Source organism: Pseudomonas sp. BIGb0164 (assembly GCF_024810135.1).
Lineage (GTDB): Bacteria > Pseudomonadota > Gammaproteobacteria > Pseudomonadales > Pseudomonadaceae > Aquipseudomonas.
Genome location: NZ_JANUEA010000005.1, coordinates 426,240 through 451,709, shown reverse-complemented (window position 1 = coordinate 451,709; position 25,470 = coordinate 426,240). Strand labels below are relative to the sequence as shown.

The 25,470-nt window shown below is 60.3% G+C and carries 25 protein-coding genes; 17 read left to right on the top strand and 8 right to left on the bottom strand.

All coding sequences use genetic code 11. From position 1 onward, the window contains the following. Positions 1-70 precede the first annotated feature (70 nt). The 8 genes from M2394_RS16365 (at position 71) to M2394_RS16330 (ending at position 9,380) form a co-directional block, all read left to right on the top strand. Entirely contained in the window at positions 71-898 is an 828-nt protein-coding gene (locus M2394_RS16365) for an ATPase (protein ID WP_176994253.1), read from the top strand. A gap of 255 nt (positions 899-1,153) precedes the next feature. Continuing rightward, positions 1,154-2,413: an AGE family epimerase/isomerase gene (locus M2394_RS16360; protein ID WP_259173162.1), complete on the top strand. Its 1,260-nt coding sequence runs from the start codon at positions 1,154-1,156 to the stop codon at positions 2,411-2,413. A gap of 104 nt (positions 2,414-2,517) precedes the next feature. Next, entirely contained in the window at positions 2,518-3,804 is a 1,287-nt protein-coding gene (locus tag M2394_RS16355) for an ABC transporter substrate-binding protein (protein WP_176994251.1), read from the top strand. Between the two features lie 174 nt (positions 3,805-3,978). After that, entirely contained in the window at positions 3,979-4,887 is a 909-nt protein-coding gene (locus tag M2394_RS16350) for a carbohydrate ABC transporter permease (protein WP_017253695.1), read from the top strand. After that, a complete protein-coding gene (locus M2394_RS16345) occupies positions 4,880-5,725 on the top strand; it encodes a carbohydrate ABC transporter permease (RefSeq protein WP_178925093.1) in 846 nt (281 codons plus the stop codon). The genes M2394_RS16350 and M2394_RS16345 overlap by 8 nt, the downstream gene beginning before the upstream one ends. Before the next feature lie 2 nt (positions 5,726-5,727). Further along, on the top strand, positions 5,728-6,888 hold the full coding sequence (locus M2394_RS16340; RefSeq protein ID WP_259173160.1) for an ABC transporter ATP-binding protein: 1,161 nt from the start codon (positions 5,728-5,730) through the stop codon (positions 6,886-6,888). A gap of 85 nt (positions 6,889-6,973) precedes the next feature. Then, on the top strand, positions 6,974-8,320 hold the full coding sequence (locus M2394_RS16335; RefSeq protein WP_259173159.1) for a carbohydrate porin: 1,347 nt from the start codon (positions 6,974-6,976) through the stop codon (positions 8,318-8,320). Between the two features lie 214 nt (positions 8,321-8,534). Beyond that, entirely contained in the window at positions 8,535-9,380 is an 846-nt protein-coding gene (locus tag M2394_RS16330) for a D-hexose-6-phosphate mutarotase (RefSeq protein ID WP_259173158.1), read from the top strand. Between the two features lie 113 nt (positions 9,381-9,493). Here the strand turns inward: M2394_RS16330 and M2394_RS16325 are convergent, their stop codons facing one another. Next, a complete protein-coding gene (locus M2394_RS16325) occupies positions 9,494-10,354 on the bottom strand; it encodes a MurR/RpiR family transcriptional regulator (RefSeq protein WP_174554056.1) in 861 nt (286 codons plus the stop codon). 219 nt (positions 10,355-10,573) lie between these two features. Between M2394_RS16325 and zwf the strand changes: the two genes are divergently transcribed. From zwf to M2394_RS16310, 3 genes are read left to right on the top strand one after another with little or no spacing between them, the layout of a single operon-like run. Further along, positions 10,574-12,040 (top strand): glucose-6-phosphate dehydrogenase, encoded by a 1,467-nt coding sequence (zwf, locus tag M2394_RS16320; protein ID WP_176994246.1) that lies wholly within the window; start codon positions 10,574-10,576, stop codon positions 12,038-12,040. Beyond that, complete coding sequence (pgl, locus tag M2394_RS16315) at positions 12,027-12,740, top strand: 6-phosphogluconolactonase (protein WP_178925100.1); 714 nt, start codon at positions 12,027-12,029, stop codon at positions 12,738-12,740. The genes zwf and pgl overlap by 14 nt, the downstream gene beginning before the upstream one ends. 17 nt (positions 12,741-12,757) lie before the next feature. Beyond that, complete coding sequence (locus M2394_RS16310) at positions 12,758-13,423, top strand: bifunctional 4-hydroxy-2-oxoglutarate aldolase/2-dehydro-3-deoxy-phosphogluconate aldolase (RefSeq protein ID WP_176994244.1); 666 nt, start codon at positions 12,758-12,760, stop codon at positions 13,421-13,423. 203 nt (positions 13,424-13,626) lie between these two features. Here the strand turns inward: M2394_RS16310 and M2394_RS16305 are convergent, their stop codons facing one another. Both M2394_RS16305 and M2394_RS16300 read right to left on the bottom strand, forming a co-directional pair. Continuing rightward, positions 13,627-14,802: an aminotransferase class V-fold PLP-dependent enzyme gene (locus tag M2394_RS16305; RefSeq protein WP_259173157.1), complete on the bottom strand. Its 1,176-nt coding sequence runs from the start codon at positions 14,800-14,802 to the stop codon at positions 13,627-13,629. 10 nt (positions 14,803-14,812) lie between these two features. Then, positions 14,813-15,049 (bottom strand): DUF3820 family protein, encoded by a 237-nt coding sequence (locus M2394_RS16300; protein ID WP_176994242.1) that lies wholly within the window; start codon positions 15,047-15,049, stop codon positions 14,813-14,815. A gap of 206 nt (positions 15,050-15,255) precedes the next feature. Here M2394_RS16300 and M2394_RS16295 point away from each other — a divergent pair, with 206 nt between their 5' ends. Then, positions 15,256-15,723: a PA2169 family four-helix-bundle protein gene (locus M2394_RS16295; RefSeq protein ID WP_025858443.1), complete on the top strand. Its 468-nt coding sequence runs from the start codon at positions 15,256-15,258 to the stop codon at positions 15,721-15,723. A 146-nt stretch (positions 15,724-15,869) separates the two neighbouring features. Here M2394_RS16295 and M2394_RS16290 read toward each other — a convergent pair whose 3' ends face one another. Beyond that, on the bottom strand, positions 15,870-16,340 hold the full coding sequence (locus M2394_RS16290; protein WP_176994240.1) for a MaoC family dehydratase: 471 nt from the start codon (positions 16,338-16,340) through the stop codon (positions 15,870-15,872). Between the two features lie 54 nt (positions 16,341-16,394). After that, positions 16,395-17,339, bottom strand: a complete 945-nt coding sequence (locus M2394_RS16285; protein WP_259173156.1) for an alpha/beta hydrolase — start codon at positions 17,337-17,339, stop codon at positions 16,395-16,397. Positions 17,340-17,560: 221 nt separating this feature from the next. Between M2394_RS16285 and fadD2 the strand changes: the two genes are divergently transcribed. Next, a complete protein-coding gene (fadD2, locus tag M2394_RS16280) occupies positions 17,561-19,249 on the top strand; it encodes a long-chain-fatty-acid--CoA ligase FadD2 (protein WP_178925108.1) in 1,689 nt (562 codons plus the stop codon). Between the two features lie 392 nt (positions 19,250-19,641). Then, a complete protein-coding gene (gene fadD1 / locus M2394_RS16275; RefSeq protein WP_259173155.1) occupies positions 19,642-21,333 on the top strand; it encodes a long-chain-fatty-acid--CoA ligase FadD1 in 1,692 nt (563 codons plus the stop codon). Between the two features lie 181 nt (positions 21,334-21,514). Here fadD1 and M2394_RS16270 read toward each other — a convergent pair whose 3' ends face one another. Further along, a complete protein-coding gene (locus tag M2394_RS16270; protein WP_178925112.1) occupies positions 21,515-21,892 on the bottom strand; it encodes a hypothetical protein in 378 nt (125 codons plus the stop codon). Between the two features lie 199 nt (positions 21,893-22,091). Between M2394_RS16270 and M2394_RS16265 the strand changes: the two genes are divergently transcribed. The 3 genes from M2394_RS16265 to def all read left to right on the top strand — a co-directional run bounded on the left by M2394_RS16265 (position 22,092) and on the right by def (position 23,941). Continuing rightward, on the top strand, positions 22,092-22,277 hold the full coding sequence (locus M2394_RS16265; protein ID WP_176994235.1) for a CsbD family protein: 186 nt from the start codon (positions 22,092-22,094) through the stop codon (positions 22,275-22,277). Positions 22,278-22,447: 170 nt separating this feature from the next. Next, positions 22,448-23,398, top strand: a complete 951-nt coding sequence (locus M2394_RS16260) for a YihY/virulence factor BrkB family protein (protein ID WP_259173153.1) — start codon at positions 22,448-22,450, stop codon at positions 23,396-23,398. 3 nt (positions 23,399-23,401) lie between these two features. Beyond that, a complete protein-coding gene (gene def / locus M2394_RS16255) occupies positions 23,402-23,941 on the top strand; it encodes a peptide deformylase (RefSeq protein WP_178925116.1) in 540 nt (179 codons plus the stop codon). A 150-nt stretch (positions 23,942-24,091) separates the two neighbouring features. Here def and M2394_RS16250 read toward each other — a convergent pair whose 3' ends face one another. Both M2394_RS16250 and M2394_RS16245 read right to left on the bottom strand, forming a co-directional pair. After that, a complete protein-coding gene (locus M2394_RS16250; RefSeq protein WP_259173152.1) occupies positions 24,092-24,910 on the bottom strand; it encodes a class I SAM-dependent methyltransferase in 819 nt (272 codons plus the stop codon). 59 nt (positions 24,911-24,969) lie between these two features. Continuing rightward, positions 24,970-25,407 (bottom strand): GNAT family N-acetyltransferase, encoded by a 438-nt coding sequence (locus M2394_RS16245; protein WP_178925120.1) that lies wholly within the window; start codon positions 25,405-25,407, stop codon positions 24,970-24,972. Between the last annotated feature and the right edge of the window lie 63 nt (positions 25,408-25,470).

The window sequence follows — 25,470 nt, the reverse complement described above, 5'->3', positions numbered from 1 at the left end:
GCGCGAGCGCGGTTTATACTCCGGTCGCTCGGCTTTCCAGGCAGCCATCTCACCGATTCAGGGTTGATACATGCGTAACGATGCTAACGACGATTTCGACAATGTTCCCAGCCTGCGGGCAGACCACGGGGACGATGATGATTTCGAGCCGACTCCCGCCACCTCCGTGCGTTCGCGCACGACGCCGGTGGTCAAGGTCAAGAGTGCCAGCACCGGCCCGCTGTGGGCGCTGGTCGGCGCGCTGCTGATCGCCTTCGCCGGCCTCGCCTGGTGGAGCTTCCAGCAGATCTCCCTGATGGGCCAGCAACTGGTCGCTACCCAGGAAAGTTTTGCACGCATCAGCGAAGAAGCGGCAGGGCGCCTGCAGGATATTTCCGGCAAGGTGGTGGCCAGCGAAGCCAGCGTGAACAATGGCAGCGAAGCCCTCAAGTTGCAGATCAAGCAGTTGGAAAGCCAGTTGCTGGAACAGGGCAAGCAGCAGGTCGGCGTCGCCGGCCAGGCCACCGTGCTGGACCAGCGCTTGGCGCAGATGACCGCCAGCACCACCGACCTGTCGAACGCCAACGCCAAGCTGCAGGGGCAGGTCCAGGCCCTGACCGATGCCGTCGCGACGCTGAAAGCCGCGCAAGGTGATGCAGGCAAGCGTGATACCGAGATCAAGGACTTGTCTGCCGACGTGGCCGCCCTGAAGAAACAGGGCAACCCGAGCGCGGCCATCGCCCGTCTCGAGCAGGACCTGGTGGTGTTGAAGAGTGCCCAGGACAACCAGCCGGGCAACAGCGACGCGCCGACCAACAAAGAGTTCGACGTGTTCCGCATCCAGACCACGCGCAACATCACCACCTTGCAAAGCCAGGTGCAGAACCTGCAACAGCAACTCAACACCCCCGCCCGCTGAGCTGCCTGTAGTGAGCGGGCTTGCCCCGCGCCGGGGCCCCAAAACCTGCCAACGCAGGTTAACTGGATAGATGCGCTGCCTGGGTTGGGACGGCTGCGCCACCCAGCGCGGGGCGAGCCCGCTCACTACAAGTGGCCTCTTTACATCGTTGGAATTGTCACGGGCCGGTGACATTTCCCTTGCCCTTCGTTACTTGCCCCCACCTCGCCCTTGTTTAGACTTCGGTCATCCCACAAAAAATAATAAGGGCCACTCATGACCACGCACCCACTGCCTGCCAGCAGTTGGCTGAACGCACCTGCCCATCACGCCTGGCTTGCCAATGAGGGCCAGCGCCTGCTGTCGTTCGCCAAGGCCTCTCGACTGCCCGAGGGTTTCGGCAACCTGGACGACAACGGCCAGTTGCCCGCCGATGCCCACGCCGAAACCATGAACACCGCCCGCATGACCCACAGCTTTGCCATGGCGCACGCCATGGGGTTGCCCGGTTATGCCGACTTGGTGGCGCACGGTGTGGCCGCTCTGAGTGGGCCCCTGCGTGATAGCGAGCATGGCGGTTGGTTCGCCACGCCTCACGCGCGGGATGGCAACCGTGGCAAAGCAGCCTACCTGCATGCGTTCGTCGCGCTCGCCGCCAGCTCGGCGGTGGTGGCCGGCGCGCCGGGTGCACAGAATTTGTTGAACGACGCCATCCATATCATCGACCAGTTCTTCTGGAGCGAGGAGGAGGGCGTCATGCTCGAATCCTTTGCCCAGGACTGGAGCGGCATCGAAGCCTACCGTGGCGCCAACAGCAACATGCACGCCACCGAAGCCTTCCTGGCCCTGGCCGATGTCACCGGTGACACGCGCTGGCTGGACCGTGCGCTGCGCATCGTCGAGCGTGTTATCCACACCCATGCGGCCTGCAACCAGCACATGGTCATCGAGCACTTTGACGCCCATTGGCAACCCCTGCTCGGTTACAACGAAGACAACCCTGCCGACGGCTTTCGCCCCTATGGCATCACCCCCGGCCACGGTTTTGAATGGGCGCGGTTGGTGCTGCACTTGGAAGCCGCACGCCTGCAGGCCGGGCTCGTCACGCCCGACTGGCTGGTGACCGACGCCAAAGGCCTGTTCGCCAGCGCCTGCGAGTACGCCTGGGCCGTGGACGGTGCGCCCGGCATCGTCTACACCTTGGACTGGAGCCAGCGCCCCGTGGTGCGTGAGCGCCTGCACTGGACCCACGCCGAGGCCAGCGCCGCCGCGCAGGCGCTGCTAAAGCGTACCGGCGAGCTGCATTACGAGACCTGGTATCGACGCTTCTGGGAGTTCTGCGACACCCATTTCATCGACCGTCACCACGGCAGTTGGCATCACGAATTGAGCCCGCAAAACCAGCCCAGCAGCAAGATCTGGGGCGGCAAACCCGACCTGTACCATGCCTGGCAAGCGGTGTTGCTGCCTGCGTTACCCTTGGCACCCAGCATGGCCAGCGCTCTGGGGCGCGGCGCTTATGTCACGAGCTGGTGACATTTGTGCGTCCCTTTGTTACCTGCGCCTGGAAAATCCCTGTTTAAACTCCGTGCAGCGCAAGCTCTAGACTTGCATGCATAACAACAAGAAAAGGTACTCAGATGAACGCGATTAATCGCCTCGCCGTAGCTATTTCCATTGCCTCGTTGTTTCCCCTCAGTGCATTTGCCGCCGACTCGAAAGGGACGGTTGAAGTTGTGCATTGGTGGACCTCGGGTGGTGAAAAAGCGGCTGTAGATGTCCTGAAGGCCCAAGTTGAGAAAGACGGTTTCACCTGGAAAGACGGCGCCGTAGCCGGCGGTGGTGGTGCTACCGCCATGACCGTGCTGAAAAGCCGCGCAGTCGCTGGCAACCCGCCAGGCGTTGCCCAGATCAAAGGCCCGGACATTCAGGAATGGGCGTCGACTGGCCTGCTCGACACCGACGTGCTCAAGGACGTCGCCAAAGAAGAGAAGTGGGACTCGCTGCTCGACAAAAAAGTCTCCGACACCGTCAAGTACGAAGGCAACTACGTTGCCGTACCGGTGAATATCCACCGCGTGAACTGGCTGTGGATCAACCCGGAAGTCTTCAAGAAAGCCGGGATTACCAAGAACCCAACCACCCTCGAAGAATTCTACGCAGCCGGCGACAAGCTCAAGGCAGCGGGCTTCATTCCGCTCGCCCACGGTGGCCAGCCTTGGCAGGACAGCACTGTGTTCGAAGCCGTCGTTCTGTCGGTGATGGGTGCAGATGGCTACAAGAAAGCCCTGGTTGACCTGGACAACGCCGCGCTGACCGGCCCGGAAATGGTCAAGGCCCTGACTGAGCTGAAGAAAGTCGCGACCTACATGGACGTCGACGGCAAAGGCCAGGACTGGAACCTGGAAGCGGGCAAAGTCATCAACGGCAAGGCCGGCATGCAGATCATGGGTGACTGGGCGAAGTCCGAATGGACCGCTGCCAAGAAAGTCGCCGGCAAGGACTACGAGTGCGTAGCCTTCCCGGGCACCGACAAAGCCTTCACCTACAACATCGACTCCCTGGCGGTGTTCAAGCAGAAAGACAAAGGCACCGCTGCGGGTCAGCAGGACATCGCCAAAGTCGTGCTGGGTGAAAACTTCCAGAAAGTCTTCAGCATCAACAAGGGTTCGATCCCGGTGCGCACCGACATGCTGGAGAAAATGGCCTCCTACGGCTTTGACTCCTGCGCCCAGACCGCTGCCAAAGACTTCCTGGCAGACGCCAAGACCGGCGGCCTGCAGCCAAGCATGGCCCACAACATGGCCACCACCCTGGCTGTGCAAGGGGCGTTCTTTGATGTCGTGACCAACTACATCAACGACCCGAAAGCCGACCCGGCCGACACCGCCAAGAAACTCGGCGCTGCGATCAAGTCAGCCAAGTGATGCTTGTGTAGGAGCCGGATTCTGTGGCGAGGGAGCTTGCTCCCGCTGGGGTGCGAAGCGCCCCAAAAGGCGGCGTCTGTTGCGCAGCCGAGCGGGAGCAAGCTCCCTCGCCACAATAAGCCGCCTCCTACAAGGCGATGTGCGTAGCCCTTTTTCCCTGTACTGGATTTTCCCATGAGTTCTGTTGCTGTGTTCAGCAAGGCCTCGCCGTTCGATGCACTGCAGCGCTGGCTTCCCAAACTGGTGCTGGCGCCGAGCATGTTCATCGTTCTGGTGGGCTTTTACGGCTACATCCTGTGGACGTTCGTGCTGTCGTTCACCAATTCCACCTTCCTGCCCAGCTACAAATGGGCCGGCCTTGCGCAATACGCCCGGTTGTTCGACAACGACCGCTGGTGGGTAGCGAGCAAGAACCTGGCGGTTTTCGGCGGGATGTTCATCGGCATCACCCTGGTCATCGGCGTGACACTGGCGATCTTCCTCGACCAGAAAATCCGCCGCGAAGGCTTTATCCGCACCATTTACCTGTACCCGATGGCGCTCTCGATGATCGTCACCGGTACCGCCTGGAAATGGCTGCTCAACCCGGGCATGGGCCTGGACAAACTCCTGCGGGACTGGGGCTGGGAAGGCTTCCGTCTCGACTGGCTGATCGACCCCGACCGCGTGGTCTACTGCCTGGTGATCGCGGCCGTGTGGCAAGCCTCCGGCTTCATCATGGCGATGTTCCTCGCCGGCCTGCGGGGTGTGGACCAATCGATCATCCGCGCCGCCCAGATCGACGGCGCCAGCCTGCCGCGCATCTACTGGAGCGTGGTGCTGCCAAGCCTGCGTCCGGTGTTCTTCAGTGCGGTGATGATCCTGGCGCACATTGCGATCAAGAGCTTCGACCTGGTGGCCGCCATGACCGCCGGTGGCCCGGGCTACTCGTCCGACCTGCCTGCGATGTTCATGTACTCGTTCACCTTCAGCCGTGGCCAGATGGGCATGGGTTCGGCCAGTGCAATCCTGATGCTCGGTGCGATCCTCGCGATCATCGTGCCTTACCTCTACTCCGAGCTGAGGACCAAGCGTAATGACTAGTCTCGCCTCCAAACCTTCCATCAGCCTGAGTCGCATCGCGATCTACGCGGTGCTGATCCTCGCCGTGCTGCTGTACCTGGTGCCGCTGGTGGTGATGTTGCTCACCAGCTTCAAGACCCCGGAAGACATCAGCACCGGCAACCTGTTGAGCTGGCCGACCGTGGTCACCGGCATCGGCTGGGTCAAGGCCTGGGCCACCGTGGATGGCTACTTCTGGAACTCGATCAAGATCACCGTTCCCGCTGTGCTGATCTCCACCGCCATCGGTGCATTGAACGGCTACGTGCTGTCGTTCTGGCGCTTCAAAGGCTCGCAACTGTTCTTCGGCCTGCTGTTGTTCGGCTGCTTCCTGCCGTTCCAGACCGTGTTGCTGCCGGCATCGTTCACCCTTGGCAAGATGGGCCTGGCCAGCACCACCACCGGCCTGGTGTTTGTGCACGTGGTCTACGGCCTGGCGTTCACCACGCTGTTCTTCCGTAACTACTACGTGAGCATCCCGGATGCGCTGATCAAGGCCGCGCGCCTGGATGGTGCGGGTTTCTTCACCATCTTCCGCCAGATCATTCTGCCGATGTCCACGCCGATCATCATGGTCTGCCTGATCTGGCAGTTCACCCAGATCTGGAACGACTTCCTGTTCGGTGTGGTGTTCTCCAGCGGTGACTCCCAGCCCATCACGGTGGCGCTGAACAACCTGGTCAACACCAGCACCGGAGCCAAGGAATATAACGTTGATATGGCAGCGGCGATGATCGCCGGGTTGCCGACCCTGCTGGTCTATGTGATCGCAGGCAAGTATTTCGTGCGCGGCCTCACGGCCGGCGCGGTCAAGGGGTAATCATGGCTACGCTTGAACTTCGCAATGTAAACAAGACCTATGGCGCCGGCCTGCCCGACACCTTGAAGAACATCGAACTGTCGATCAAGGAAGGCGAATTCCTGATCCTGGTCGGCCCTTCGGGTTGCGGCAAGTCCACGCTGATGAACTGCATCGCCGGCCTTGAGACCATCACCGGCGGCGCGATCATGATCGGCGACCAGGACGTGAGTGGCATGAGCCCCAAGGATCGCGACATCGCCATGGTGTTCCAGTCCTACGCGCTGTACCCGACCATGAGCGTGCGCGAGAACATCGAGTTCGGCCTCAAGATCCGCAAGATGCCCCAGGCCGATATCGACGCCGAAGTGGCGCGCGTGGCCAAGCTGCTGCAGATCGAGCACCTGCTCAATCGCAAGCCGGGCCAGCTGTCCGGTGGCCAGCAACAGCGTGTTGCCATGGGCCGTGCATTGGCGCGGCGCCCGAAGATCTACCTGTTCGACGAACCGTTGTCCAACCTCGACGCCAAGCTGCGCGTCGAGATGCGTACCGAAATGAAGCTGATGCACCAGCGCCTCAAGACCACCACGGTCTACGTGACCCACGACCAGATCGAAGCGATGACCCTGGGCGACAAGGTGGCGGTCATGAAGGACGGCATCATCCAGCAGTTCGGCACGCCCAAAGAGATCTACAACAACCCGGCCAACCAGTTCGTGGCGAGCTTCATCGGTTCGCCGCCGATGAACTTCGTGCCCCTGCGCCTGCAGCGCAAGGACGGCCGCCTGGTGGCCCTGCTCGACAGCGGCCAGGCCCGTTGCGAGCTGCCGTTGAACATGAACGATGCGGGCCTCGAAGACCGCGACGTGATCCTTGGCCTGCGCCCTGAGCAGATCCTGTTGGCGAACGGCGAGGGCAACGGTTCGTCGAGCATTCGCGCCGAAGTCCAGGTGACCGAGCCGACCGGCCCGGACACCCTGGTGTTCGTGCAACTCAATGACACCAAGGTCTGCTGCCGCCTGGCGCCGGATGTGGCGCCGCAAGTGGGCGAGACCCTGACCCTACAGTTTGACCCGGCCAAAGTGTTGCTGTTTGACGCCAAGACCGGTGAGCGCCTGGGCACTGCTTCTTCATCGCCCACACAAGGGCATGTCGACAATGTGGCTCAATTCAAAGGCCGCTGAAGTAGATAACTTGTTGTTTTAGCTAAAAAAAGTAAACCGCGTTAGATAAAAACAGTTTAATAACAATAAAGACGAGGATGTAGGGATGAAAAAGCAACACAACAACACTCGGCTGATCTGCCAACTGTCAGCAGCAGCAGCCCTGGTATTGTCCGCCAATGCGATGGCGGCCGATGCATTCAGCTCCGATTCCAAGTGGATGACCGGCGATTGGAGTGGTGAACGTACCAAGCTGATCGAGCAAGGTATCGACATCAAGGCTGACTACGTTGGGGAAGTCGGTGGCAACCTGCACGGTGGCTACAACAACGACAAAACTGCCCGTTACGCTGACCAGTTCGGTCTGGGCGTAGCACTGGATCTGCAAAAGCTGTGGGGCTGGGACAACACCCAGGCCAAGATCCAACTGACCAACCGTAATGGCGCAAACATCTCCAATGACCGTATTGGCGATCCGCGTGCCGGCACCTTGAGTTCGTCTCAAGAGGTTGATGGCCGTGGCCACATGGTGCGTCTGACCCAGTTCTGGATCCAGCACCAGATGTTCGACAACAAGCTGGATGTGAAACTCGGTTACTTCGGTGAAGGCGAAGACTTCAACACCTTCCCATGCGACTTCCAGAACCTGTCGTTCTGCGGCTCGCAAGTGGGTAACTACGTGAACACCTGGTACAACTGGCCTGTGAGCCAGGCGGCTATCCGCGTGAAGTACAACATCACGCCAGAGCTGTATGCGCAAATCGGTGCGTACAACCAGAACCCATCGCAGCTGGAGCACGGCAACGGCTTCAAGCTCAGCGGCAGTGGCACCAAGGGCACCGTGATCCCGGTGGAATTGGTCTGGTCGCCGAAGGTCAATGGCCTGCCGGGCGAATACCGTGTGGGTTACTACAAGAGCACCGCCGATGCCAACGACGTACGTGAAGACGTCAACGGTAACGACGCTGGCACCACGGGCGCGGCCTTCCGTGTTCGTAGCAGCAAGACCGGCTACTGGGGTGTGCTGCAACAGCAACTCACCACGCACAATGGCGACGCTTCCCGCGGCCTGAACATCGCGGCCAACGTGACCTTCCACGACAAAGACACCAACCTGGTCGACAACTACCAGTCGTTGATGCTGGTCTACAAAGGTCCATTCGACGCGCGCACCAAGGATGACGTCGGTATCGGTGTTTCCCGTATCCACGCCAACAGTGACGTGAAGAAAAACGCCGAGCTGCTCAATGCGGCTGGTGGCTTCACCGACTACGACCAATCGGGTTTCGCACCGCTGCGTAACACCGAGTACAACGTCGAAATCAACTACGGCTTCCACGTCACCAACTGGCTGACCGTGCGTCCCAACCTGCAATACGTCGCCAACCCAGGCGGTGTGAAAGAAGTCGACAACGCGTTGGTAGCGGGCCTGAAAATTCAGTCTACGTTCTAACGTTGTTGCGATAAGCTCCTTCTCTCTGTGCGCATTTTGCGGGTAGCCATGGCTACCCGCTTTTTTTTGAGGAAGGGGAGCACATCTCCCTGTGGGAGCTGGCTTGTCGGATCGCCGCACCGCTGCGATCCAGGCGACTCGGTACAGCAGGCAGGCCGCGTTGATGCCATCGCAGGCAAGCCAGCTCCCACAAAGACATTCAGGACCGTGGCACATGCATGAGCATCCGCTGCAACGCTTTTTCAAATCCCTGCGCGAGCGACCGGTGTTCGCCTGGGAACGCTTTCAGATGCGCGACGTGTTGGTGATCGACCACCCGTTGTGCCAGGCGGTGTTCAGCCGCCAGGGCGCGCAACTGCTGCATTTTCAGCCTCGGGGCCAGAAGCCTTGGCTCTGGTGTGCAGCCAAGTGGCCACAAGTCGGCGCTATTCGTGGTGGCGTGCCGGTGTGCTGGCCGTGGTACGGTCGCCATCCGAGCGAGAATGCCTGGCCGTCCCATGGTTGGGCGCGGTTGATTGATTGGAAACTGCTCGACAGCAGCACTGACGACGACGGCGTGCGCCTGCACTGGCAATTGCAGCTGTGCGACTGGCAGGTCGACCTGCACGCGCACCTGGGCGAAACCCTGGAACTGCGCCTGAGCACCGAGCATCAGGACGAGTTGCCGTGCCAGTTGAGCCATGCATTGCACGCGTATTGGCGTATTGGCCACGTTGACGAGATAGCGCTGTCTGGGCTCGAGGGGGCGCAAGGTTACGACCAGCTCAATCGCCAGGTCTGCCAGCAGGAAGGCGAATTGCGGGTGGAGGGCGGGTGCCAGCGGGTGTTCCAGCACGAGGGCGAACTGCACCTCAAGGACCACGCCTGGCAGCGTGAGCTGTGCATCGACACCGGTGACAGCGCCGACACCGTGGTGTGGCATCCGGGCAGCCGGCCGTTGTTGGGCGTGAGCTTCAACGAGGCGTCGGGGTTTGTGTGCGTAGAGTCGGCGATGGCCGCGGCGAGTCTGGCGCCGGGGGAGAGGGCACATTTGAGTTTGCAGGCCAGGGCCGGCGTTTAGCGGTGTAGCTTCTGGCGCTATCGCAGGCAAGCCAGCTCCCACAGGGGAATGCATTCCAAGTGTGGGAGCTGGCTTGCCTGCGATAGAGTCGGTACTGCTGGTGGAGATTGCTGCTAGTTGAACTCATCCCCCACCGGATACCGGCTGTCATTCAAGCTCTCTTTGATCTTGCGCAGATGCGGCTGGAAATCCACCCCGCGACGCAAGGTCATGCCGGTCGCCAGCACGTCCAGCACCGTCAGCTGGATGATCCGCGAGGTCATCGGCATGTAAATGTCGGTGTCCTCCGGCAACGGAATGTTCAGGCTCACCGTGCTGGCCTTGGCCAGTGGCGAGTTCTCAGCGGTCACGCCGAGTACCGAGGCGCCGTTGCTGCGGGCGATCCGTGCCACTTCCACCAGTTCACGGGTACGCCCGGTGTAGGAAATGATCACGAACAGCTCGCCGGTATGGGCCACCGAGGCGATCATGCGCTGCATCAGCACGTCGGCATGGGCGGTCACGGCGAGGTTGAAGCGGAAGAACTTGTGCAGGGCATCCATGGCCACCGGTGCCGAAGCGCCCAGGCCGAAGAAGTGGATCTGCCGCGCCTGGATCAACAGGTCCACGGCTTTGCTGATCAGGGCCGGGTCCAGGGCCTGGCAGGCGCTGTCCAGAGACGCAATGGCGCTGCCAAAGATCTTTTGCGTGTATGCCTCAGGGTTATCATCGGCTTCCACGGCGCGGCTGACGTACGCGGCGCCACTGGCCAGGCTTTGCGCCAGCTGCAATTTCAGTTCAGGGTAACCGCTCACGCCGAACGAACGGCAGAAACGGTTGACCGTCGGTTCACTGACCGAGGCGGCCTGGGCGAGGGCGGCGATCGAGAAGCGGGTGGCCTGCTGCGGGTTGAGCAGGATGACTTCTGCGACTTTGCGCTCGGCCTTGTTCAATTCTTCGAGGCGGTTCTGGATCTGTTCCAGAAGATTTCGCACGCGGTCCATTCAGTCTTTCCTTCGGGCGACGATGCAAATTAAGGGCGGCAACCAATCGACGAGCGGCCCTTGGAGGTGGCCTATCCTACTGAGCGTAGCTGAACACCACCACTCGGAATGCGTATTTCGGGAAAATGTTGTGGTTATTACTACATTTTTCCTTGAGTGATGCCTTGAAAAAAGGTATTTGTAGCTTAACTTGATAAAAGAACAAACATCATGCCTTCGATAACCGTAGAACCCTGCACCTTTGCCCTGTTTGGCGCCTTGGGTGATCTGGCGCTGCGCAAGTTATTTCCTGCCCTCTATCAACTCGATGGTGCCGGGCTCTTGCACGACGACACCCGCATCCTGGCCCTGGCCCGTGAAGCCGGTACCGAGCAACAGCACCTGGCTCGCATTGAAAAAGAACTGCGCAAATACGTCGGCAAGGAGCTGGACGAAGCTGTTGCCAAGCGCTTCCTGGCGCGGCTGGCGTATGTGCACGTCGATTTCATGAAGGCCGACGACTACGTTGCCCTTGCCGAAAAAGTTGGCAGCGAACAACGCCTGATCGCCTACTTTGCCACCCCGGCTGCGGTGTACGGCGGCATCTGCGAAAACCTGGCCAAGGCTGGCCTGGCGGAAAACACCCGCGTGGTCCTGGAAAAGCCGATCGGCTCGGACCTGGAGTCCTCGCGCAAGGTCAATGACGCCGTGGCGCAGTTCTTCCCGGAGAACCGCACCTACCGCATCGACCATTATCTGGGCAAAGAGACCGTCCAGAACCTGATCGCCCTGCGTTTCGCCAACAGCCTGTTCGAAACCCAGTGGAACCAGCATTACATTTCCCACGTGGAAATCACCGTGGCCGAGCAGGTCGGTATCGAAGGCCGTTGGGGTTACTTCGACAAGGCCGGCCAGCTGCGCGACATGATCCAGAACCACCTGCTGCAACTGCTCTGCCTGATCGCCATGGACCCGCCGGCCGACCTGTCTGCCGACAGCATCCGTGACGAAAAGGTCAAGGTGCTCAAGGCCCTGGCGCCGATCAGCCCCGAAGGCCTGACCACCCAAGTGGTGCGCGGCCAGTACATCGCGGGCTACAGCGCCGGCAAAGCCGTGCCGGGTTACCTGGAAGAAGAGAATTCCAACACCCAGAGCGACACCGAGACGTTCGTCGCCCTGCGTGCCGATATCCGCAACTGGCGTTGGGCCGGGGTGCCGTTCTACCTGCGGACCGGCAAGCGCATGTCGCAAAAGTTGTCGCAGATCGTCATCCACTTCAAGGAACCGTCCCACTACATCTTCGCCCCTGAGCAGCGCTTGCAGATCAGCAACAAACTGATCATCCGCCTGCAACCGGACGAAGGTATTTCCTTGCGCGTGATGACCAAGGAGCAGGGCCTGGACAAGGGCATGCAACTGCGCAGCGGCCCGCTGCAACTGAATTTTTCCGACACCTACCGCAGCGCACGCATCCCCGATGCCTACGAGCGGTTGCTGCTGGAAGTGATGCGCGGCAATCAGAACCTGTTTGTGCGCAAAGATGAAATCGAAGCCGCGTGGAAGTGGTGTGACCAGTTGATCGCCGGTTGGAAGAAATCCGGTGATGCGCCCAAGCCGTACGCGGCGGGCTCCTGGGGGCCGATGAGCTCGATTGCACTGATCACGCGGGATGGGAGGTCGTGGTATGGCGATATCTGAATTGAAACTGCCCCAGGGCGTAACCCCTCACGAGTACCGCACGCCGGTACTGCTGGCCGAAGGCCTGGCCAATGATGTGGCCGCGCAATTGCGCACGGCCCTCAGTGCCCGTGGCGAAGCGACCCTGGTAGTGTCCGGCGGCCGTAGCCCGGTGGCGTTTTTCCAGCACCTGGCCAAGCAGGACCTGGACTGGTCCAAGGTCACCATCACCCTGGCCGACGAGCGCTGGGTGCCGGTGGAGCACGCCGACAGCAATGCCGGTTTGTTGAAGCAGCACCTGTTGAAAGGCCCGGCAGCCAAGGCCAAGTTCTTGAGCCTCTACAGCGCCGCCGCCAACCTTGAAGACGCTGCCTTGCAGGCCGATCGCCTGCTGGGCGAGTTGCCAGCCATTGATGTGCTGGTACTGGGCATGGGCGATGACGGTCACACCGCATCGCTGTTTCCCAACAGCCCGAACCTGAGCGAAGCCCTGCAGCCCAACGGTACCCGCCGTTGCTGGCCAATGCTGGCGCCGACCGTGCCACACCAGCGCCTGACCATGAGTCGCGCGTTGCTGGCCACGGCCAACTACACCGTGCTGTCGATCTCCGGCAGTTCGAAATTGACCACCTTGAGCGCCGCGCTGGCGAGTGACGACGTCGCTGCCATGCCGATTCGCGCGTTTCTGCAACCTACATTAGAGATTTACTGGTGCCCATGAGCCAAGGATCAGCCGCTATGAACAGCCCTCAACCGACCGTGTCCATGGCGGACAAAGTTGCCCTGATCGACAGCCTCTGCGCCAAGGCGCGGATCCTGCCGGTGATCACCATCGCCCGCGAACAAGACATCCTGCCGCTGGCCGATGCCCTGGCAGCCGGTGGCTTGACCGCATTGGAAGTGACCCTGCGTTCCGAGTTCGGCCTCAAGGCCATTCAGGTACTGCGCGAGCAACGCCCTGAGCTGTGCACCGGTGCTGGCACCGTGCTGGATCGCCACATGCTCGAAGCCGCTGAAGTCGCGGGTTCGCAGTTTATCGTCACCCCCGGCATTACCCGCGACCTGCTGGAAGCCTCGGTGCACAGCCCGATCCCGCTGCTGCCGGGCATCAGCAATGCCTCGGGCATCATGGAAGGTTATGGCCTGGGCTATCGCCGCTTCAAGCTGTTCCCGGCTGAAGTCAGCGGCGGTGTGGCTGCGATCAAGGCCCTCGGCGGCCCGTTTGGCGAAGTCAAATTCTGCCCAACCGGCGGCGTCGGCCCGGCCAATATCAAGAGCTACATGGCGTTGAAAAACGTGATGTGCGTGGGCGGTAGCTGGATGCTGGATCCGGAGTGGGTCAAGAACGGCGACTGGGCCCGCATCCAGGAAGTCACTGCCCAGGCGCTGGCGCTGCTGGACTGATCTGATTTATCGAATCGTTGTTGCTGTGCTTAACGGCATTTTTGCGGTGCACTTGGTCGGTGTGCCGCTTTTTTTTGTCCGCAGAAAAACCCAAGAACTCCGATGGTCAACGGTGGGAGCTGGCTTGCCTGCGATAGCGGTGGGTCAGAAAGTACAGGTGTGACTGATGTACCGTTATCGCAGGCAAGCCAGCTCCCACAAGTTTAGTGGGGGGTCAGCTCGGTAATGGCGTTGACCAGGGCATCGATGTCCGCCGCCGAGGTGACCAGCCCCGGTGTCACCCGAATACAGGTCCCAAACGCCGCCCCTACGCGGGTGGTGGTAAACAGGTTGTAGTCCTTGAGCAAGCGGTCGGCCATGGCCTGCTGGTCCCGTCCCACAAACTTGAAGGCCGTGATCCCGCAATACAGCCGAGGATCGTCCGACGTCAGCACCTCGATCCCCGCCAACGGCCGCACCTGGCTCACCCACAAATCCCGCAGGTAATTCACCCGTGCACCTTTGGCTGTCGAGCCACCCAACGCGCGATGTTCTTCAAACACCAACGGCAAGGTCATCAGCGCGGGAAAGTTGGGGGTGCTGTAGGACGTCCGTGCGCGCACATCGGTCATCGGGTAGTGAAACTCGCCCATGTCCGGGTCGATGTCGGCCAGGCGCTCCGGGGCTATATAGAGAAAGCCCAGGGTCAGCGGCGCGCCGATCCATTTGTGCAGGTTGAAGCCGGCGAACTGGATGCCAAGCTCCGCCAGGTTGAACTCGATCTGGCCCAGGGCATGGGCGCCGTCGAGGATCACATCGATACCCTGTTCACGGGCGGCCCTGGCAATGGCTTCGACCGGCATTACCAGCCCGGTGCGGTGGGTCACGTGGGTCAGGGCCATCAGCTTGAGGCGTGGGTACTGAGCAAACGCCTCACGATAAGTCTGCACCAGGCTGTCGAAACTGGCCGGATGTGTGTGGGACAGTTCAATCACTTCCACACCACGAACACCCGCCAACCAGCGCATCGCGCCTTTGACCGTGTCGTACTCCAGGTCGCTGATCAACACTTGGTCGCCCGGTTGCAGGCGGTTGTAGTTGCGGATCAGCGACTGCAAGGCTTCGGTGGCGTTACGGGTAAAGGCAACGGACTCCGGATCAACGCTGATCAGCTCGGCCAGTTGGCGCCGGATCTCGACATTTTCGCCCTGCTCGAAGCGCTGGCGCACGTACAGCGAATTGCTGCGGTTGATGAACGCAACGTGCTCCAGGTACTGCGCCCGGACCACACGGCTCATGCGTCCGAAATAACCGTTTTCCAGGTTGATCGGGCCAGGCTCCAGTTCGTAATTTCCGGCGATGGTCTGCCAGTGGTGTTCGTTATCAGCATTCCTTGGCATGGCGAGGCTCTTAATGGCGAGGGGCGGGTTTGCCGTGTTTCACGCGCAGCGGTTCCAGCAGTTCGGACAGACCGTTGCTGTCGATTTCCTGCATCAATGCCAGCAAACCACCCAGCTCGCCGTGGGGGAAACCTTCACGGGCAAACCAGTTCAAGTAAGGCCCGGGCAGGTCGGCGATGATCCGTCCCTTGTACTTGCCGAAGGGCATTTCGCGGGTGATCAGCAGTTCAAGTTTTTCGGGATTCATAAGGCTTCAGGCGCGTGAGTCGAGGCCTTGGAAAATACAGGCATTCTGCATGAAGGCCAATTGACAGATCATGCAAATAACGTACATACAGATGGTTCAATAATTCGTAAATTGTTGAAAAATAACAGAAAAGTTGTTTTCAGAAACCTGGCACGGGCGCTGCAATCATTAAGACAACCTTCTCAACCCGCACAAGGAATTGAAAAATGACTGACATCAACAAAGAATCGATCTCCGTACTCAATGACCTGATCGAGACCAGCAAAGACGGCCAGAAAGGTTTCGCGACCTGTGCTGAAGACATCAAGCATCCAGAGCTCAAGGCGTTGTTCGTCAAGCGCTCCGCTGATTGCGCAACTGCGGCTGCCGAGCTGCAAACTGCAGTGCGCGCCTTGGGTGGTGATCCGGAAGAGTCAGGCAGTGTGGCCGGCGCGTTGCACCGTGGCTGGGTCGACGTGAAGTCGTTGGTCACCGGTAAAGACGAAGAAGCGGTGCTGAACGAAGCCGAGCGCGGTGAAGACCATGCGTTGAAGGCTTATAAAGAAGCGATCGAGAAGATCAACAAGCACAACCTGTTGGGGATTCGTGACCTGGTGGAGCGCCAGTTCCACGGTGCACAGCGTAATCACGACCAGGTGAAAGCCCTGCGTAACCAGGCTCGCGCTCAGTCGTAAGCCCTGTTAAGCCCTATGTTGTAACCCATGTGGGAGCGGGCTTGCTCGCGAAGGCGGAGTGTCAGTCGAATGATAGGTGACTGATCCACCGCTTTCGCGGGCAAGCCCGCTCCCACATTTGTATTGTGCAGTTTTCGAGGCTGAGATCAGCCAATGCTGATCGGCGGCAACTCGGTCAGCTCAACCACTTGCTGTTTGCGCGGCGCCAGGATCTCGGCCTCGCCATCCACCACCAGCTCATCGCGCTGGTTGAACACACGGGTGGCAATGCGCACACGGAACTTGGGCAGCTTCTCGAGGATTTCCAGGCGCACGGTCAAGGTGTCGCCGATCTTCACCGGCTTCTGGAAGCTCATCTGCTGGCCGATGTAGATGGTGCCCGGTCCAGGCAACTCGCAGGCCACAGCGGCGCTGATCAGGGCGCCACTGAACATGCCGTGGGCGATACGCTCCTTGAACATGGTGGCCTTGGCGTACTCGGCATCCAGGTGCACCGGGTTGTGATCGCCGGACATGGCGGCGAACAGCTGGATATCGCGCTCCTCGACGGTCTTGCTGAAGCTGGCAGTCTGGCCGACTTCGAGGGCTTCGTACGGGGTGTTGGTAACCTGAGTCATCTAAAGGTACATCCTGTGGCTAATCGGTGATTATCGGCTGATTTTAAAGGAAAGTTATTCGCAGCGGGCCGGCCTGTGCAGGGTCAGGGCCTGGTCGAGCCACGTCAGCACATCCGCTGTGACTTCGTCGCGGTTGGTTTCATTGAACACTTCATGTCGCGCCTGCGGGTAGATCGTCAATTGCAGGTTTTGGCAGCCGGCCTCGCGCAGGGCGTGGGCCAGATCTTTGAGACGCTTGCCCTCGCTCACCGGATCACATTCGCCGCCCGTGACCAGGATTGGCAGGCCCGGGTCGATCTGGGCGAGGTTGGACGCCTTGCTGATCTGCTGCAAGCCGCCCAGCAGGTCGATCCACAGCTGGTTGGTACAACGAAAGCCACACAGCGGGTCATGGATGTACTTGTCGACTTCGGCCGGGTCGCGGCTGAGCCAGTCGAAGGCCGTGCGGTTGGGTTTGAATGCCTTGTTGAAGGAGCCGAATGAAAGGAAGTCGATCAACGCACTGCGCCCGCGCAAACCCTGGCGCGCGCGCTCGATGCGCGCAATCACCCGCGCCGCACGGTACAGCGCCACCGGTTGGAAATTCGAGCCGCTGAGAATCGCCCCACTCAAGCTGGCGCTGTGGTGCAGCAGGTAGGCCTGGGCGATATAGCTGCCCATGCTGTGGCCCAGCAGGATGATCGGCAGCCCCGGCTGCTGGTGCGCAATGTGCTGGTTCAGGCTGGCCAGGTCGCCCACCACCTTGTTCCAGCCGTCGTGCTCGGCGAACAGCCCGAGCGTGCCTTCGTCCGCCGTGCGGCCGTGGCCGCGCTGGTCCAGCGCGTACAGCCCGTAGCCCGCGCCACACAGCGCCTCGGCCAAGCGCCCATAGCGGCCGCCGTGCTCGGCCATGCCGTGGGACAGCATGACCATCGCCTTGGCCGGGCCGTCCGGTAGCCATTGATTGACGTACAGGCGGCTGCGGTCATTCGCGGTCAGCCAGAAGGTGCTGTGGTTCATGGCGCTTCCTTTGCTCAGGTTCGATGCAGTGTATAGCTCATCTGCCAGGGACTTGGGTATCAGCCTACGCCTCAGGGGCAAGATTCATACAATCAATGACACGGTTTGGCGTATTTGCCTGTTTGGCCATAGCTGCTAACGTCCCCAAAGCTCCGCTTTTTATAGCCGCCTGCTTTTACGGCGGCAGCGGTCGGACACACTCAGGTAAGAGGACAAGAATAATGCAACCTGATTTCTGGAATGACAAACGCGCGGCGGGCGTTCCCAATGACATCGACCTGACGTCCTACAAGTCAGTGATCGAAGTGTTCGAGCGTTCCTGCAAGGCCTTTGCCGACCGTCCGGCATTCAGCAACATGGGCATCACCCTGACCTACGCCGAGCTTGAGCGCCAGAGTGCGGCGTTCGCCGGTTACCTGCAGCAGCACACCGACCTCAAGCCCGGCGAGCGCATCGCGGTGCAGATGCCCAACGTGCTGCATTACCCAATTGCCGTGTTCGGTGCCTTGCGCGCCGGGCTGATCGTGGTCAACACCAACCCGCTGTACACCCCACGGGAGATGCGCCATCAGTTCAAGGATGCCGGCGTGCGTGCGCTGGTCTACCTCAACCTGTTCGGCTCGCGGGTGCAGGAAGTCTGCGCCGACACCGAGATCGACTACCTGATCGAAGCCAAGATGGGCGACTTCATGCCTGCCGCCAAAGGCTGGCTGATCAACACCGTGGTCGACAAGGTGAAGAAGATGGTGCCGGCCTACAGCCTGCCACGGGCCGTGTCGTTCAAGCGTGCGCTGCGCATGGGCGCGGGCCTGGGCGTGACTCGCCATCCGGTGACGCTGGATGACATCGCCGTGCTGCAATACACCGGGGGCACCACCGGCCTGGCCAAGGGCGCGATGCTCACCCATGGCAACCTGGTGGCCAACATGCAGCAGGTGCGGGCGTGCATGTCCCAGGTCTCTGACGACGGCCAGCCGCTGGTGCGGGAAGGGCAGGAGGTGATGATCGCGCCGCTGCCGCTGTACCACATCTATGCATTCACGGCGAACTGCATGTGCATGATGGTGACCGGCAACCACAACGTGCTGATCACCAACCCGCGGGACATCGGTGGCTTCATCAAGGAGCTGAAGAAGTGGCGGTTCTCCTGCCTGCTGGGCTTGAACACGTTGTTTGTGGCGCTGATGGACCACCCGGACTTCAAGACCCTGGATTTCTCTCACCTGAAGATCACCAACTCCGGTGGCACCGCACTGGTCAAGGCCACGGCCGAGCGCTGGAAGGCACTCACCGGCTGTTCCATCGGCGAAGGCTACGGCCTCACGGAGACCTCGCCCGTGGCGAGCACCAACCCGTATGGCAGCAGGTCGCGACTGGGCACCGTGGGCATTCCGGTGCCGGGCACGGCGATGAAGGTCATCGATGATGAAGGCCGCGAATTGCCGTTGGGCGAGCGGGGCGAGTTGTGCATCAAGGGCCCGCAGGTGATGAAAGGTTACTGGCAGCAACCGGTCGCCACCGCCGAGACCCTGGACGCCGAGGGTTGGCTCAAGACCGGCGACATCGCGGTGATCGACACTGATGGCTTTGTGAGCATCGTCGACCGCAAGAAAGACCTGATCATCGTCTCGGGCTTCAACGTGTACCCCAACGAGATCGAAGACGTGGTGATGGCGCACCCGGCCGTGGCCAACTGCGCAGTGATCGGCGTACCGGATGAACGCACCGGCGAGGCGGTCAAACTGTTTGTGGTAGCGCGCACCCAAGGGGTGAGCCTTGAAGAGTTGAAGGCGTACTGCAAGGCCAACTTCACGGGGTACAAAGTGCCTAAACACATCGTGTTGCGCGAGTCGTTGCCGATGACGCCGGTGGGGAAAATTCTGCGACGTGAGCTTCGCGACATCGCTTGATTTGAAATAGGGTAAAAATTGTGGGAGCTGGCTTGCCTGCGATGGCGGTGTATCAGTCACAGGATGTATTGACTGACAGACCGCCATCGCAGGCAAGCCAGCTCCCACATTGTTATTTGTTGATCTGTAAAGCCCATTCCAGAGCCTTTTCCTGGGGGATTCTGCCCTGGTTTAAAGTGTGACCAAATATTGTAGGACAGTCGTGATTATGACTGTAGGGCCCTCCTTTGGCTCTAGGCGGCCCTTGGCAAAGCTGCTACTCTCGGCGCGCTTTGTGACGTCTAGGCCTGCTTGAAAGCGCCAGATTCACCTAAAAAAACATACACCAATAATAATCGCATCAAATGCGATGATGAATTCGCGTCGCTGACGTCGCTGAGGAGTGGGCTTCCATGAACGAAAACTTTTGGAAGGATAAGTACCCCGCCGGGATTGCTGCAGACATCAATCCAGACGAGTATCCGAATATTCAGGCGGTACTGAAGCAGTCCTGCCAGCGCTTCGCCAACAAACCGGCTTTCAGCAACCTGGGCAAGACCATCACCTACGGTGAGTTGTACGAATTGTCCGGCGCCTTCGCCGCGTACCTGCAACAGCACACCGACTTGAAGCCCGGTGATCGCATCGCCGTGCAACTGCCCAACGTCCTGCAATACCCGGTCGCTGTGTTCGGTGCCATCCGTGCCGGTCTGATCGTGGTCAACACCAACCCGCTGTACACCGCGCGGGAAATGGAACACCAATTCAACGACTCCGGCGCCAAGGCCCTGGTGTGCCTGGCCAACATGGCCCACCTGGCGGAAAAGGTCGTGCCCAAGACCTCCGTCAAGCACGTGATCGTCACCGAAGTCGCCGACCTGTTGCCGCCGCTCAAGCGCCTGCTGATCAACAGCGTCATCAAGTACGTGAAGAAGATGGTCCCGGCCTACCACCTGCCGAAGGCGATCAAGTTCAACGACGTGCTGGCCAAGGGGCACGGCCAACCGGTCAGCGATGCCAGCCCGGCCAGCAGCGATGTGGCCGTGTTGCAATACACCGGTGGCACCACCGGCGTGGCCAAGGGCGCGATGCTTACCCATCGCAATCTCGTCGCCAACATGTTGCAGTGCAAGGCGCTGATGGGCTCCAACCTCAACGAGGGCTGCGAGATTCTGATCACGCCGCTGCCGTTGTACCACATCTATGCGTTCACCTTTCATTGCATGGCGATGATGCTGATCGGCAACCACAACATCCTGATCAGCAACCCGCGCGACCTGCCGGCGATGGTCAAGGAACTGTCCAAGTGGAAGTTCAGCGGCTTTGTCGGCCTGAACACCCTGTTCGTGGCGCTGTGCAACAACGAGGCGTTCCGCAAGCTGGATTTCTCGGCATTGAAAGTCACCCTGTCTGGCGGCATGGCCCTGCAACTGGCAGCCGCCGAGCGCTGGAAAGACGTGACCGGCTGCGGCATCTGCGAAGGTTACGGCATGACCGAAACCAGCCCGGTGGCCACCGTCAACCCGATCCAGTACACCCAGATCGGCACCATCGGCATTCCTGTGCCGTCGACCCTGTGCAAGGTCATTGCCGACGACGGCACCGAGTTGCCTTTGGGCGAGATCGGCGAGCTGTGCATCAAGGGCCCGCAGGTGATGAAGGGCTACTGGCAGCGTGAAGACGCCACCGCCGAAATTCTCGACAGCGAAGGCTGGTTGAAGACCGGTGATATCGCGCTTATCCAGCAAGACGGCTACATGCGCATTGTCGACCGCAAGAAGGACATGATCCTGGTCTCCGGTTTCAACGTGTACCCCAACGAACTGGAAGACGTGCTGGCTGGCCTGCCGGGCGTGCTGCAATGCGCGGCCATCGGTGTGCCGGACGAGAAGTCCGGGGAACACATCAAGATCTTCATCGTGGTCAAGCCGGGCGCGACGCTCACCAAGGACCAGGTGATGGAGCACATGCGCGCCAACCTCACCGGTTACAAAGTGCCGAAAGCCGTGGAATTCCGCGATGCATTGCCGACCACCAACGTGGGCAAGATCCTGCGCCGTGAGTTGCGTGATGAAGAGCTGAAGAAGCTCGGCCTTAAAAAGTAACCCCTAAAAAACCCCGCTGATGCGGGGTTTTTTATGGCCTGCTGATTCCCATGATTGGATTGGAATGCAATCCCATGTGGGAGCTGGCTTGCCTGCGATTGCGATTCTTCAGCCACTGTTGGGCTGGCTGGTACACCGCTATCGCAGGCAAGCCAGCTCCCACCGTTTTTTGACCGAGTTTTTACAGGGAAAATTGCGCGAAGCTGATGCCCGCGCCAGCCGGGCGTACGTCCTTGAGGAACGAATCCTTGTCCGCGCTCAGCTCCAGGGTGATCTCCGGTTTGCGCTTGCCCGCATTGCGCACCACAAGGCCTTCGAGCTTCTCGCGCAGGAACACCGTCGGCACCTTCAGGTGCAGCAACTGGTCGGTCTCGGCGTTGTGCATCAACAGATGGATCCACTCGTACTGGCCGATCGCAATGCGGCCCACCGGCAGGTCAAACCACCAGATGTTGCGCTTGCGGTCCAGGTCGGTGAAATGGCAGTTGTTGACGCCGAGTACGGCACCGCCCAGTTCGGTGTTTCTGCGGGCGATGGCCTGTGCTTTATTGAGTTTCATAACCTTCCTACGGGATCTGTTATTCAGCGTTATAGCCTGAATGTGCCGGGCATTCTCGTGGGTTGGCTGCAAAACATAAAGCCAAACCTGCGGCTGGCGATGAAATGCCCCCTGAAAATAATTGAAACTCTGCCGAACGGCCTCGGGTCAATCTCTAGGTAATGACCAAAACCCTTGATTGTTCTTCTGGAGAAATACCATGGGCAGCACAGCGGATAAGGCAAAAGGTTTGAAAGACGAAGCCGTCGGCAACATCAAGCAAGGCGTCGGCAAAGTCACCGGCAACGACAAACTGCGCGCTGAAGGCGTGGTGCAGGAAAAGAAAGGCCAAGTCGAAAAAGCGATTGGCGACACCAAGGACGCTGTAAAAAAAGCCACCAAATAAGTGTGCTTTCAAGCAGCCCGAACGGCCATCCACGGATGGCCGTTTTTATGTCATCTGTTGCCGCTAAAGTTTCGAAATTGTTTCAAGGTCGCCAAATAGGCTACCTTGATGTAGAAAACGGCCCCTGAGTCGCCCACGACCTCATCCTCTTTGCGGCGAAAGGAGACGCTATGATTTTTCCGGTATTAGACGGCCTCAAGCTTCACAAGGTGCTGGTGCGCACCGTCAAAGAGTTCGTCGATGACGAGATGCCTACCTATGCCTCGGCACTGGCCTACCAGATGCTGTTCTCCCTGTTTCCCTTCCTGCTGTTCCTGATTGCCCTGATCGGTTTCCTGCATCTGCCGGACTTCTTCACCTGGCTGCGCATGCAGTCGGAACTGGTGCTGCCGCCCCAGGCCCTGGAGCAGGTCAACCCGGTGATCGACCAACTGCAGCAATCCAAGGGCGGCCTGCTCTCGGTGGGTATTGTCATCGCCCTGTGGACCGCCTCGGCGGGCGTGCGCCTGATGATGAGCGCAATGAACGCCGCCTACGATGTGGTCGAAGGCCGGCCGATCTGGAAGCGCTTCCCGCTGTCGATCTTCTACACGGTCGGCATCGCCGGCATGTTGCTGGCCGCCGCCGCGCTGATGGTGCTGGGCCCGCAGGTGATGGAATGGCTGGCCGGGCAGATCGGCATGCAGGAATTTGTCGTCACCCTGTGGACCATCCTGCGCTGGCCGTTGATCGTGATCTTGCTGATGTTCGCCGTGGCCCTCATGTATTACGTGATGCCCGACGTAAAACAGAAATTCCGCTTTATCACCCCAGGCTCGGTGCTGGCGGTGGTGGTGTGGATCGTCGCCTCTCTCGGTTTTGGCTACTACGTCAAAACCTTCGCCGACTACAACGCCATGTATGGCAGTATCGGTGCGATCATCGTCCTGCTCCTGTACTTCTATATTTCTGCCGCCGTGCTGCTGCTCGGCGCGGAGATGAATGCCGTGATCGAACACATGTCGGTCGAAGGCAAGGACCCCGGCGAGAAGGATTTTGATGAGCACAGCGCCACGGATGAAAAACAACACGTCTCAGGCCTCGGCCGTGACCACTCCAAGCCCACTACCGATGAAGTCTGATCGATGATCCGTGAAATCCTGAAAATGGGCGACGAGCGCCTGCTGCGCATCGCGCCACCGGTCCCCCCGGAAATGTTCGACAGCCCCGAGCTGTGGCAATTGATCGATGACATGTTCCAGACCATGGAACACGTGGGCGGCGTCGGCCTGGCCGCACCGCAGATCGGTGTTGATTTGCAGCTGGTGATCTTTGGTTTCGACGCCAGCGAGCGTTACCCGGACGCGCCTCCGGTGCCGCAGACTATCCTGATCAACCCATTGATCACGCCGCTGAGCCCGGTGCTGGAAGAGGGTTACGAAGGTTGCCTGTCCGTGCCGGGGCTGCGCGGCGCCGTGAACCGCTACCAGCAGATTCGCTACGAAGGCTTCGACCCCAAGGGCGAGCCGATTGTGCGCGTGGCCGACGGTTTTCATGCGCGGGTGGTGCAGCATGAGTGCGATCATCTGATCGGCCGGCTGTACCCGTCGCGGATCACCGACTTCAGCAAGTTCGGCTTTATCGAAGTGATGTTCCCCGACATGGACCCCACTGCCGACGACTAGCTTTCAGACCCAATGAGGTCAAAATGTGGGAGCGGGCTTGTGTGGGAGCGGGCTTGCTCGCGAAGGCGGTGGGTCAGTCAAAGATGTTCTAACTGAACCACCGCCTTCGCGAGCAAGCCCGCTCCCACATTGGTTTTGTGTTCAGTCTGATTATTTGGCGGGTTTAACAAACCGCAACGTCATCCGGTCCGACTCGCCAATCGCCACATACTTGGCCTTGTCCTGCTCACCCAACCGCAACGTCGGCGGCAAGGTCCACACGCCACCGGCATAGTCCTTGGTGTCCTTCGGGTTGGCATTCACTTCGCTTTGCCCCGCCAGCTTGAACCCGGCATCGGTGGCCAGCTTCACCACCTGGGCGGTGGTCAGGTAGCCGCTGTCCTTGATGGCTTCCAGGTCCGCCCCGTCCTTGGCCCGATGGTCTTCCACACCCAGCACGCCACCCGGCTTCAGCACCTGATAGAACGCACTGAAGGTGGCTGGCGCGGTGCCGGCTTCTACCCAGTTATGCACATTGCGAAAGGTCAGCACGGCATCGGCCGACGCCGGCTTGCCGAACACCGGCGCCTTGGGATCGAACTCCACCACTTGGGCCTTGGCGTACTGCGCCGGGGCGGCGGCGAATTTCTTCTTCAGGTTCTCTTCGGACGTACGCGCATAGGTGCTGACGCTCGCCGCCTGCACGGCGGCGATGTAATGCCCGTGGTCCTTGAGCAGCGGCGCCAGCACTTCGCTGTACCAACCGCCACCCGGGGTGATTTCGATCACCGTCTGCTTGGCGCCCAGGCCAAAGAACTCCAGGGTCTGCTGCGGGTGGCGATAACCGTCACGGGCGCTGTTGGCCGGGTCGCGCCAGGAACCGGCGAGCACGCTGGCGTATTGCTGGGCGCTGATCGGCGCATCGGCCGCGTGGCTCATGGCCGGGGCGAGGAGGGCGGTGAGGGAGAGGGCTGCAAGCGTCTTGTTCATGATCGTCCTGTATGGGGCCACTGTGCCGTCGAGGCTAGCATGGGCCCTCCACCAGCCGATCACACATTATCGAAGGTCGACCTCACCAACGGTTCTAAGCCCATGGCGATCATCGGCTTGTTGCGCTTGTAGCGCACCAGCCGTTCGCTCAAGGACTGAGGCAATAGCGTTTCCTGGCTGAACCCCATGCGCTGATAAAGCCCCTCAAGGTCTGGATGGCACAGCAGCCACACCGTGCCTTCACTCGACGCCACCGCCTGGCGGATCAAGCGCGCCGCCAGGCCCTGGCCGCGATAGGCCGGGGCCACGAACACACCGGTCAGCCACTGCCCGCCGACCACCGGGGTCAGGCACAGCCCGGCGACAATCTCGCCGTCTCGTGCCACCCACAAACGTCCGCCCTTGAGGGCTTTCATCGACGAGTCGTGGCTGCGATAAAACTTGTTCAGCAGCGGCCACAGCGGCTCTGCCAGCAGTTCCAGGGTCAATTCAGGCATGGTGTTCAAGTGGCGTGAGGAAGGGGCGGGGATTATAAGCGCCTTCTGCCGCCCAATAGGTGG

Excerpts from the sequence above, each read along its gene's own strand:
- fadD1 (WP_259173155.1), top strand. The coding sequence starts at position 19,642 with ATGAACGAAAACTTTTGGAAGGATAAGTACCCCGCCGGGATTGCTGCA.
- M2394_RS16360 (WP_259173162.1), top strand. The coding sequence starts at position 1,154 with ATGACCACGCACCCACTGCCTGCCAGCAGTTGGCTGAACGCACCTGCC.
- M2394_RS16300 (WP_176994242.1), bottom strand. The coding sequence starts at position 15,049 with ATGAATCCCGAAAAACTTGAACTGCTGATCACCCGCGAAATGCCCTTC.
- M2394_RS16265 (WP_176994235.1), top strand. The coding sequence starts at position 22,092 with ATGGGCAGCACAGCGGATAAGGCAAAAGGTTTGAAAGACGAAGCCGTC.
- M2394_RS16310 (WP_176994244.1), top strand. The coding sequence starts at position 12,758 with ATGAACAGCCCTCAACCGACCGTGTCCATGGCGGACAAAGTTGCCCTG.
- M2394_RS16335 (WP_259173159.1), top strand. The coding sequence starts at position 6,974 with ATGAAAAAGCAACACAACAACACTCGGCTGATCTGCCAACTGTCAGCA.
- fadD2 (WP_178925108.1), top strand. The coding sequence starts at position 17,561 with ATGCAACCTGATTTCTGGAATGACAAACGCGCGGCGGGCGTTCCCAAT.
- M2394_RS16305 (WP_259173157.1), bottom strand. The coding sequence starts at position 14,802 with ATGCCAAGGAATGCTGATAACGAACACCACTGGCAGACCATCGCCGGA.
- M2394_RS16295 (WP_025858443.1), top strand. The coding sequence starts at position 15,256 with ATGACTGACATCAACAAAGAATCGATCTCCGTACTCAATGACCTGATC.
- M2394_RS16345 (WP_178925093.1), top strand. The coding sequence starts at position 4,880 with ATGACTAGTCTCGCCTCCAAACCTTCCATCAGCCTGAGTCGCATCGCG.
- M2394_RS16285 (WP_259173156.1), bottom strand. The coding sequence starts at position 17,339 with ATGAACCACAGCACCTTCTGGCTGACCGCGAATGACCGCAGCCGCCTG.
- M2394_RS16365 (WP_176994253.1), top strand. The coding sequence starts at position 71 with ATGCGTAACGATGCTAACGACGATTTCGACAATGTTCCCAGCCTGCGG.
- M2394_RS16355 (WP_176994251.1), top strand. The coding sequence starts at position 2,518 with ATGAACGCGATTAATCGCCTCGCCGTAGCTATTTCCATTGCCTCGTTG.
- M2394_RS16260 (WP_259173153.1), top strand. The coding sequence starts at position 22,448 with ATGATTTTTCCGGTATTAGACGGCCTCAAGCTTCACAAGGTGCTGGTG.
- M2394_RS16340 (WP_259173160.1), top strand. The coding sequence starts at position 5,728 with ATGGCTACGCTTGAACTTCGCAATGTAAACAAGACCTATGGCGCCGGC.
- M2394_RS16330 (WP_259173158.1), top strand. The coding sequence starts at position 8,535 with ATGCATGAGCATCCGCTGCAACGCTTTTTCAAATCCCTGCGCGAGCGA.
- pgl (WP_178925100.1), top strand. The coding sequence starts at position 12,027 with ATGGCGATATCTGAATTGAAACTGCCCCAGGGCGTAACCCCTCACGAG.
- zwf (WP_176994246.1), top strand. The coding sequence starts at position 10,574 with ATGCCTTCGATAACCGTAGAACCCTGCACCTTTGCCCTGTTTGGCGCC.
- M2394_RS16245 (WP_178925120.1), bottom strand. The coding sequence starts at position 25,407 with ATGCCTGAATTGACCCTGGAACTGCTGGCAGAGCCGCTGTGGCCGCTG.
- M2394_RS16250 (WP_259173152.1), bottom strand. The coding sequence starts at position 24,910 with ATGAACAAGACGCTTGCAGCCCTCTCCCTCACCGCCCTCCTCGCCCCG.
- M2394_RS16270 (WP_178925112.1), bottom strand. The coding sequence starts at position 21,892 with ATGAAACTCAATAAAGCACAGGCCATCGCCCGCAGAAACACCGAACTG.
- def (WP_178925116.1), top strand. The coding sequence starts at position 23,402 with ATGATCCGTGAAATCCTGAAAATGGGCGACGAGCGCCTGCTGCGCATC.
- M2394_RS16290 (WP_176994240.1), bottom strand. The coding sequence starts at position 16,340 with ATGACTCAGGTTACCAACACCCCGTACGAAGCCCTCGAAGTCGGCCAG.
- M2394_RS16350 (WP_017253695.1), top strand. The coding sequence starts at position 3,979 with ATGAGTTCTGTTGCTGTGTTCAGCAAGGCCTCGCCGTTCGATGCACTG.